Raw genomic sequence first — 647 nt, 5'->3', positions numbered from 1 at the left:
TTTTCGGGTTTCCCGGGCTTTGGGGGATCCCATTTCCGAACCGCTCTGGGCTGCTCCGGGTTCAGGCCCTCCAACAGCCAGCGGAGCTGTTGATGGGAGATCTGTCTGGCTTCTTCGCCTGTCCGTGGCCACTTTAGGCGGCCCTTTTCGTAGCGCTTATAGAACAGGCAGAAACCGTCTCCTTCATAGTGGACTGCCTTGATCCGGTCCGCCCGTTTCCCGCAGAAAAGGAACAGGGAATTGCTGTAAGGATCAAGCCGGAAGCTGTACTGGATGATATCGATCAGACCATCCAGCTGTTTTCTCATATCCGTGTACCCGGTGCGTATATAGATCTTTTCCACCCGGGAGAGGTCGCCTAACATGACCGCACTGCTTTCATGATAGCCTCCAGCAATTCGCGGGAAGTATCTTCAAAGAGTTCAACCGTCACAGTACCGATATGGAGCACTGCCGCAGGAGCGGCAGAGAAATCCTGTCTGCCGTGAAGGGATACCTCCGTAAATTCCGGAGCCCCATCCGGCAGCAATGCAGTCTGCTCCATTACCGGCCTGGCTCCATTCCTTTTTCGGGGCAGTTCCTCAAGCGCCATCTTCCGGATCTTTGCGTTCCAGTAATAATAGCTTTTTAAAGAGATATCATGCTGT

Annotated in this window: 2 protein-coding genes; both read right to left on the bottom strand. The window is 53.6% G+C overall.

What is annotated here, in order from left to right; translation table 11 throughout:
- Positions 1-344: IS66 family insertion sequence element accessory protein TnpB (tnpB, locus tag D5281_RS25200; RefSeq protein ID WP_160562571.1), on the bottom strand; the 344-nt coding region annotated here is incomplete at its 3' end.
- 14 nt (positions 345-358) lie between these two features.
- On the bottom strand, positions 359-647 hold a 289-nt coding region (locus D5281_RS25195), incomplete at its 5' end, for an IS66 family insertion sequence element accessory protein TnpB (RefSeq protein ID WP_160562570.1).

The organism is Parablautia muri (assembly GCF_009917485.1).
Lineage (GTDB): Bacteria > Bacillota > Clostridia > Lachnospirales > Lachnospiraceae > Suilimivivens > Suilimivivens muri.
Note: the sequence above shows the minus strand (reverse complement) of the source record. Positions and strands in the feature narration are given on the sequence as shown.